This window comes from Luteibacter sp. P4_D7_3 (assembly GCF_056401735.1).
This window is the reverse complement of record NZ_JBFUIT010000271.1, coordinates 1-5,363: the sequence shown is the minus strand read 5'-3', so window position 1 is coordinate 5,363 and position 5,363 is coordinate 1. Positions and strand designations below refer to the sequence as shown.

The 5,363-nt window shown below is 65.7% G+C and carries 6 protein-coding genes; 3 read left to right on the top strand and 3 right to left on the bottom strand.

Annotated features, from left to right (window positions below):
- On the top strand, positions 1–378 hold a 378-nt coding region (locus tag AC1DSN_RS17765; protein WP_477331965.1), incomplete at its 5' end, for a GNAT family N-acetyltransferase.
- 8 nt (positions 379–386) lie between these two features.
- Here the strand turns inward: AC1DSN_RS17765 and AC1DSN_RS17760 are convergent.
- The 3 genes from AC1DSN_RS17760 to AC1DSN_RS17750 all read right to left on the bottom strand — a co-directional run bounded on the left by AC1DSN_RS17760 (position 387) and on the right by AC1DSN_RS17750 (position 3,077).
- Complete coding sequence (locus AC1DSN_RS17760) at positions 387–1,829, bottom strand: DEAD/DEAH box helicase (protein WP_213948431.1); 1,443 nt, start codon at positions 1,827–1,829, stop codon at positions 387–389.
- A 240-nt stretch (positions 1,830–2,069) separates the two neighbouring features.
- Positions 2,070–2,732, bottom strand: coding sequence for a class I SAM-dependent methyltransferase (locus AC1DSN_RS17755; RefSeq protein WP_213948430.1), 663 nt, complete (start codon positions 2,730–2,732; stop codon positions 2,070–2,072).
- A 63-nt stretch (positions 2,733–2,795) separates the two neighbouring features.
- Positions 2,796–3,077, bottom strand: a complete 282-nt coding sequence (locus tag AC1DSN_RS17750; protein ID WP_477297997.1) for a hypothetical protein — start codon at positions 3,075–3,077, stop codon at positions 2,796–2,798.
- A 150-nt stretch (positions 3,078–3,227) separates the two neighbouring features.
- On the opposite strand from AC1DSN_RS17750, the gene AC1DSN_RS17745 reads away from it, so the two are divergent.
- Together AC1DSN_RS17745 and AC1DSN_RS17740 are read left to right on the top strand one after the other, a co-directional pair.
- Positions 3,228–4,463, top strand: a complete 1,236-nt coding sequence (locus AC1DSN_RS17745; protein ID WP_063573597.1) for an MFS transporter — start codon at positions 3,228–3,230, stop codon at positions 4,461–4,463.
- A gap of 53 nt (positions 4,464–4,516) precedes the next feature.
- A complete protein-coding gene (locus AC1DSN_RS17740; protein WP_063573598.1) occupies positions 4,517–5,005 on the top strand; it encodes an FKBP-type peptidyl-prolyl cis-trans isomerase in 489 nt (162 codons plus the stop codon).
- The last annotated feature ends 358 nt before the right edge of the window (positions 5,006–5,363 follow it).

Genomic DNA, 5,363 nt, shown 5'->3' with positions numbered 1-5,363 from the left:
GGCCTCGAAGCGGCAAGGGCGGATCGCGGCTTTCCGTTCGTCGTACTGACGCCCGACGGCAGCGAAATCATCGCGACATTCACACTTGCCAACGTCGTCCGTGGCGTCTTCCAGGCCTGCCATCTCGGCTACGGCATCGCGCGAAAGCACGAAGGCCAAGGCCTGATGGTCGAAGCCCTGGACGCCGCGATCCGTTATGCGTTCGGCCCTCTGGACTTCCATCGCGTGATGGCGAATTACATGCCGCGCAATGACCGGAGTGGCCGCCTTCTCGCGCGKTTAGGCTTCGAGAAGGAAGGCTATGCCAAGCGCTACCTGAAGATCGAGGGGCTGTGGGAAGACCACGTGCTTACCGCGAAGATCAGGGCGCAGGGCTGAGCGAACGATCAGGCCTTGTTGGTGGCCGGACCCGTACGCTGACGACGACGCTTGTGGTTGCCGGTGTTCTCGCCGGTACCTGCAGGCGAGTGGCTGTGCGGACGGTGCGACGACGGCCGACCGGCCGTGCCACCCGCGCTGCCACCACCGGCTGCGCCCTGGCGACCCTGACCGTTCGACGGCGAACGGCCCTGACCGCCTGCCGAGCGACCCTGACCACCACCCGAGCGGCCCTGGCCGACCTGGTTGCGCGAGGCCTGCGGCTGACGCGGCTGCTGCTTCGGACGCGGCGCACCGGAATCCATGCGCAGCGGCGTGCTCGGCTCGAAGCCGGGGACGTTGCTGACTTCGAGATCGGTCTTGAGCAGACGACCGATGTCGCGGAGCAGGCCCGACTCGTCATGGCTGACCAGCGAGATGGCCTGGCCTTCAGCGCCCGCGCGGCCGGTCCGGCCGATGCGATGCACGTAGTCCTCGGCCACCATCGGCAGGTCGAAGTTGATCACGACCGGCAGCTGGTCGATGTCGATACCGCGCGCGGCGATATCGGTCGCCACGAGCACGGTGACGCGGCCGGTCTTGAAGTCGGACAGGGCGCGCGTACGGGCGTTCTGGCTCTTGTTGCCATGGATGGCAGCGGCCTTGATGCCGGCCTGTTCCAGGTGACGTACGAGCTTGTCGGCGCCGTGCTTGGTGCGGCCGAAGACCAGCGTCTGGCGGCGGCTGTCCTGCGACAGGATGTGCAGGAGCAGGTCGCGCTTGTTCGCCGCATCGACCGGGTGCACGCGGTGCGTGACCAGGGTCGCGACGGAGTTGGCCGGCGTGGTGGACACTTCTTTCGGGTCGCGCATGAACTGCTGCGCGAGTGCCTTGATTTCCGGCGCGAACGTAGCCGAGAACAGCAGCGTCTGACGCTGGCGCGGCACGGCGGCGAGGATGCGCTTGAGTGCCGGCAGGAAGCCCATGTCGAGCATGCGGTCGGCTTCGTCGAGCACCAGGATGTCGACCTTGGAAAGGTCTACCGAGCGCTGCTGCATATGGTCGATCAGGCGGCCCGGCGTGGCGACGACGACGTCGACACCGCGGCGCAGTGCCTGCAACTGGTTGCCCATGCCAACGCCGCCGAAGATGACGGTGCTGGAGAGGCGCACGTACTTGCCGTAGTCGCGCAGGTTTTCCTGCACCTGGGCGGCAAGCTCGCGGGTCGGGGTGAGGATCAGCGCGCGGATCGGGCGACGCGTGTCGCCACGGTCATCTTTGGAGAGCAGCTGCAACAGCGGCAGTGCGAACGCGGCGGTTTTGCCGGTACCCGTCTGGGCGGCGGCCATAAGGTCGTTGCCGGCGAGGACAAGCGGGATCGCTGCGGACTGGATCGGGGTCGGCTTTTCATAGCCGGCTTCGGAAAGGGCGCGCAGCAACGCGGGCGCAAGGCCCAGCGAATCGAAAGACATGGAGTGAAGCTCCTGCGTGACTCGAGCGTTCCCTGGAACCGCACTACGAGTCGATGGATTGGCGGCCGCTAACCATGACGAAGACAGCAGGCTGGCCGGTGTCGAGCGCGCTTCCGAGGGTGGGGGAACGGGCGGGAGATTCTCCACGCCGGGGGTCCGCAAGGGAGTCGGAGCGCAAGCACGACCCGCCGAGTATACCTTATTGCGGCGCACAATGCCCAATGGCGGCTGACCGCCCGATCAGTTCTGCCGGGAAGCCGTCATCAGGTAGCTGTTATAAGGCGTCCGCCCGAACAGCGGCCGGAAATCCACCCGGATCCCCCGCGGCTCCAGCACCCCGCGAATATCGTCTTCGGTCGGAAAATACTGGGCCCCGCCAGGGATCCAGCCCACCGCCTCGATGAATTTCTCCTCCCACACGGTGGCCCGATAGCGCCAGGTACCGTCCCGGATCACGTTGCGCAGGATCAGTACGCCATCGTCGGCAAGGTGGTCCACGGCATAGGCCAGCAGATCCGCCTGGCGGTCCTCTGGCAGGTAATGGAGGACATCGAGCATGGCCACGTGCCCGCGGATGGCCTGGGGCGTGGTGGCATCCACCTCGCTGAGGGAAATGCTCGCACCCAATCCTGCCCGGTCCGCGGCAGCCCGCCCCATGGCGATCTTGTCGGGGTCGTGATCGAGCCCGAGGTAGCCATCCAGCGCGTCGCAGGCATGCAGGTAGTGGCCGAGGATGCCCAGGCCGCAGCCGATGTCCAGCAGGGGCAGGCGCCGACCGGCGATGGCGGTCGCGGTGGCGGCATAGACGGGGTCGGTGGCCAGTTTGCCGTGGATGTAGATCCGGTCGCGGCGGCGACTGAACCGCGAGGCGATGCGTCGCCGTGTGCGGCTTTCAGGAGTCATAAGCGTAATTTCCGTCCTGGAAAGAGCCGGGCACGTGTGCCGTACCCGGCCGATTCGGAATAACTAGTGCTTCTGGAGCGGATTGTCCTTCGACAGATAGACGTTGTATTCCTTCTCGTCGATCTTGCCGTTGTGGTCCATGTCGTTGTCGCCGATGTGCATGCGAAGCTGCTTCAGGCGCTCGTTATCCTTGGGGATATCGCCGCGCGTGATGTACTTGCCGTCCTTGGAGATATCCGAGAACGCTGGCGCATCGTTGGGGCCGGCGGTGTCCTGCGCAATGGCGGTGCCGATGCCGAGGCCGGCGATCAGGGCGAATGAAACGAGCGAGTACGAAAACTTCATGAGTCCTCCGTCTGTCGTGGAAAGGCGTCCGTCGAGGGACGACGCGCCCCAGTGTAACCACGGCTCGTGGTCCCGTCGTCAAGCGGTCGTTGGATTTTCGCCCGCTGTGTTAACTTCGGCGCCGCCCGAATCCGCGTTGAGGAATATCTGATGCCGCTTCCCGCCGCGCTGCGCGAACTCGATTCGACCCAGCGGCACACCGTCATCGCCAGCTTCCTTGGCTGGACCCTCGACGCGTTCGATTACTTCCTGCTGACCTTCGTCATCCTCGCCGTGGCGACGGAGTTCCATGTCTCCAAGCAGGAGGTCACCTACGGCCTGTTCCTGACCCTGGCCGCCCGGCCGATCGGTGCGCTCCTTTTCGGCCGGCTTGCCGACCGCTACGGCCGCCGCCCCGTGCTCATGTTCGACATCGTGCTGTTCTCGGTGCTCGAGGTAGCCTGCGCGTTCGCGCCGACGCTTGGTGTCCTGCTTGGCCTGCGTTTCCTCTTTGGCATCGCCATGGGCGGGGAGTGGGGTATCGGCGCGTCGCTGGCGATGGAGTCCATTCCGGCTAAATCGCGGGGTTTCGTGTCGGGCCTGCTGCAGAGCGGATACCCCTGCGGCTTTTTCCTCGCCGCCCTGGCCAACTGGTTGCTGGTCGACCACATCGGCTGGCGTGGCCTTTTCATTGTCGGTGCCGCGCCCGCGCTGCTCGTGCTGTACATCCGCCGCAAGGTGCCCGAATCGCCGGTATGGGAAGGTCGGCGTACCGAGGCCCGCGAAAGCGTGTTCGTCTCCATGCGGGGCAACTGGAAGCGGTTCGTCTACATGATGCTGCTGATGGCCGCCTTCAACATGTTCAGCCACGGCTCGCAGGACATGTACCCGACCTTCGTGCAGGAGACGCTGAAGATCCCGGCTGGCTCAGGTACGGCCTTCATGCTCACCGCGCTGCTCAACCTCGGCGCGTTATTCGGCGGCCTGACCTTCGGCTCTCTGTCCGAGCGCATTGGCCGGCGCAAGGCCATCATCATCGCTGCCCTGTTGGCTATCCCCGTGATCCCTCTGTGGACCTACGGCGGTTCGTTGCTCTTCCTGGGCCTGGGTGCGTTTCTCATCCAGGTGATGGTGCAGGGCGCCTGGGGTGTCGTGCCCACCCACCTCAACGAGCTCTCGCCGGACGCCGTGCGCGGCACCTTGCCCGGCTTCGCCTACCAGATGGGCAACCTTTTGGCGGCCATCACGGCGACCGCCCAGACCTGGATAGCGGGCCAGCGTGGCGGTGATTTCGCATTCGCCATGTCCACCTGGATTGGCGTGGTGGCGCTACTGCTGGCGCTCCTCACCTGGCTGGGGCCGGAGGCCCGTGGCGTGGGATTCGGAAAGAAGCGTGATCCGGCGTGACGCCGGACCTCGCGGCCGGTAAAATGCCCGGTTTTCATCCGGTAGAAACGATCATGCAGGCTGGCAAGGACAAGGTCATCTCGTTCCACTACACCCTCACCGTCAATGGTGAGCAGGTCGAAAGCTCGGTGGAGGGGGGCGAGCCGCTCTGGATCCTGCTCGGTCACGGCCAGCTGATCCCGGGCCTGGAAGCCGGCCTCGAGGGCAAGTCCGTCGGTGACACCTTCGACGTCACGATCGAGCCGGAGCAGGGCTACGGTCCGCGCCAGGACGGCCTGACCCAGCGCGTCCCGAAGAAGTACTTCCCGCAGCAGGGCAAGGGCCTCAAGGCGGGTGCGTCGACCGTCCTCTCGCTGAAGGAAGGCGGCAGCCGCGTCGTCGTCGTGCAGAAGATCGGCTCGAGCGTCGTCGACGTCGACCTCAACCACCCGATGGCCGGCAAGACCCTGACCTTCCACGTCGACGTTCAGAGCGTCCGTGACGCGACGCCGGAAGAGATCGAGCACGGCCACGCGCATCCGAACGGCGACGCTGCGCACTGATCGACTCGCTCAGCGCAACACGAAAGGCACCTTCGGGTGCCTTTTTTTTGGCTCTTCGCGGACTACCGGGGCCCGGGCGCTCGGGTTTCGGGCGGGGCATCTTTCGCACCGCGCACCTCGCGCATGGCTCGCCTTCGGCCTCGCGGGCTCGGCTTCGCCGTCGCTTCGTACACTTGGGCGTCTCGCGGGGACACCTTGGTGTCCACCCTCGCTGCTCAGACACGTCCTCCGCGTTCGACAAGGAAAGGCCGCTCACGCGGCCCATGTACCTACTGGCCTACGGCCGCTCCACTTGTGCGGAACTCGCCTCGAGGGTGGACACCAAGGTCTCTCACGACGATACGGTCAGCGGGAAGGA

Bases quoted from the DNA above. Each gene is read 5' to 3' on its own strand.
- AC1DSN_RS17745 (WP_063573597.1), top strand. From the start codon at position 3,228: ATGCCGCTTCCCGCCGCGCTGCGCGAACTCGATTCGACCCAGCGGCAC.
- AC1DSN_RS17740 (WP_063573598.1), top strand. From the start codon at position 4,517: ATGCAGGCTGGCAAGGACAAGGTCATCTCGTTCCACTACACCCTCACC.
- AC1DSN_RS17755 (WP_213948430.1), bottom strand. From the start codon at position 2,732: ATGACTCCTGAAAGCCGCACACGGCGACGCATCGCCTCGCGGTTCAGT.
- AC1DSN_RS17750 (WP_477297997.1), bottom strand. From the start codon at position 3,077: ATGAAGTTTTCGTACTCGCTCGTTTCATTCGCCCTGATCGCCGGCCTC.
- AC1DSN_RS17760 (WP_213948431.1), bottom strand. From the start codon at position 1,829: ATGTCTTTCGATTCGCTGGGCCTTGCGCCCGCGTTGCTGCGCGCCCTT.